Source organism: Streptomyces albicerus (genome assembly GCF_008905045.1).
Taxonomy (GTDB): Bacteria; Actinomycetota; Actinomycetes; order Streptomycetales; family Streptomycetaceae; genus Streptomyces; species Streptomyces albicerus.
Genome location: NZ_VWMY01000188.1, coordinates 1 through 1,741 on the forward strand (window position 1 = coordinate 1; position 1,741 = coordinate 1,741).

The 1,741-nt window shown below is 68.5% G+C and carries 2 protein-coding genes and 2 pseudogenes; 1 reads left to right on the forward strand and 3 read right to left on the reverse strand.

Annotation, left to right across the window (positions count from 1 at the left end; translation table 11 throughout):
* Both GAS53_RS54760 and GAS53_RS55905 read right to left on the reverse strand, forming a co-directional pair.
* A pseudogene (locus GAS53_RS54760) lies at nucleotides 1-187 on the reverse strand (hypothetical protein); the annotation flags it as partial.
* 131 nt (nucleotides 188-318) lie between these two features.
* Nucleotides 319-549, reverse strand: a complete 231-nt coding sequence (locus GAS53_RS55905) for a hypothetical protein (protein ID WP_192583731.1) — start codon at nucleotides 547-549, stop codon at nucleotides 319-321.
* 103 nt (nucleotides 550-652) lie between these two features.
* Between GAS53_RS55905 and GAS53_RS55910 the strand changes: the two genes are divergently transcribed.
* Nucleotides 653-805: a hypothetical protein gene (locus GAS53_RS55910; protein WP_192583732.1), complete on the forward strand. Its 153-nt coding sequence runs from the start codon at nucleotides 653-655 to the stop codon at nucleotides 803-805.
* A gap of 59 nt (nucleotides 806-864) precedes the next feature.
* Here the strand turns inward: GAS53_RS55910 and GAS53_RS54765 are convergent.
* Nucleotides 865-1,595: pseudogene (locus GAS53_RS54765) on the reverse strand (IS5 family transposase); the annotation flags it as partial.
* Nucleotides 1,596-1,741: the final 146 nt, after the last annotated feature.

Below are 1,741 nucleotides of genomic sequence, written 5' to 3' on the forward strand. Positions count from 1 at the left end.
CGGTGCCGCGCCGGACGGAGACGTACAGGGCCGTGCCGCCCGCGAGGACGTTCGTGACGCGCTGGACGAACAGGGCGAGGAAGAGACCCGTGAGCGTCGTCGAGGCCTCGGCGATCAGGGCCATCACCGCGCCGAAGCCGAAGGCCGCGAGCAGGGTGAGCAGCACGGCCTGGCGCTGTACGGGAGCGCGTTGACCTGCAACTTCCTCACGCCTTCCTCAGTGGCCAACTTCTTGTCTGTTCTGTGGCGCTCCCGGATCGGCCCGTGCGGCGTCGACAACCCCACGCTGCACGGGCCGAATGCCGCCGGACCGGAAGTTCACCGCCTCACGCATGCGCTGTGGGCGGGGCCGCCCGCCATCCACATCTCCATGGCGGGGAGGTTGAATGGAGCCGCCGCGAGGCGCTGAGCGAGGGCGCAGGCGGCCGCGGAGGCTGCGGCCCGGAAGCGTCGCACCACGGCCGCGGCCCGTTTCGCCCGCCGCTCCGCACCCTCGGCGGAAGTGAGCCGGCCGTCCACGTTTCCGGCCGACGCCTGTCGCCCCGGCATGCCAGCCCCCGTACGACATCGCTTACGACACAGCCGCCAGACAACGGCTTGACCAGCTCCTGTCGAACCCACTGCTCGCAGATCTATCGTTGGCCATAGACGATTGGGGGTCGTCGTAGTGCGGGACACGCGGCTGGTGCAGACGGCAGTGATCGGCGATGAGCACTCGGACGTGCCGGTCGTGCTGCCGACCGAGGCGATCGAACTGGATGCCTTCCGCCGCGCCCACCCGCACGACACCTGGACGTGGCGGTAGGCGATCAAGCAGACGGCGAGGCTGAGGAATGCCTCGTGGATGACGTCGCGTCGTTCCCAGCGGATGCGCAAGCGTCGGAAGCCGTGCAGCCAGGAGATTGTGCGCTCGACGACGTAGCGGAAGATGCCGAGGCCGGTGCCGTGCGGTTGGCCTCGTTCCGCGATCACAGGACGGATGCCGCGCTGCCAGAGCAGACGGCGGTACTTGTCGTGGTCGTAGCCGCGGTCGGCCAAGAGGGCATCTGGCCGGCGGCGCGGTCTCCCGACTCGGCCCGCGATGGCCGGGATCTTGTCGAGCAGGGGCAGGAGCTGGGTGACGTCGTTGCGGTTTCCGCCGGTCAGCGACACCGCGAGCGGGATGCCCTGGCCGTCGGTGAGGACGTGGTGCTTGCTGCCCGGTCGTGCGCGGTCGACCGGGCTGGGCCCGCTTTTGGGCCCCGCCGAGCCGCCCGCACATGGGAGGAGTCGATCACCGCCCGCGACCAGTCGAGCTGGTTCTTCGACCGCAGTTCCTTCAGTAGCACGGCGTGTAGGCGGTCCCAGACGCCCGCTTCGTTCCACGCGGCCAGGCGTCGCCAGCAGGTCATCCCCGAACCGAAGCCCAACTCCTGGGGCAGGTACTCCCATTGGATGCCGGTATGCAGCACGAACAGGATCCCGCACAACGCCTGCCGGTCCGGCACCCGCGGTCTGCCTTCGAGCAGCTTCGGAACAGGCTCGGGCAGCAACGGCTCGATCAGCGACCACAGTTCGTCCGACACGATCCACGGCCGCGACTGACGGTTCCCCATGACCTGACCAACGAGCCGACACGCCGACACGCCGACAGTCACATGATCAGCAGCTTTTGTTACTGACCTTGTTGGCGTGATGTCGTGGCTGACAAGTGGTAGTTGGCGCGGTAGGCCGGTTGCATGAGATATCCGCAAGGAGGCGG

Excerpts from the sequence above, each read along its gene's own strand:
- GAS53_RS55905 (WP_192583731.1), bottom strand. The coding sequence starts at position 549 with ATGCCGGGGCGACAGGCGTCGGCCGGAAACGTGGACGGCCGGCTCACT.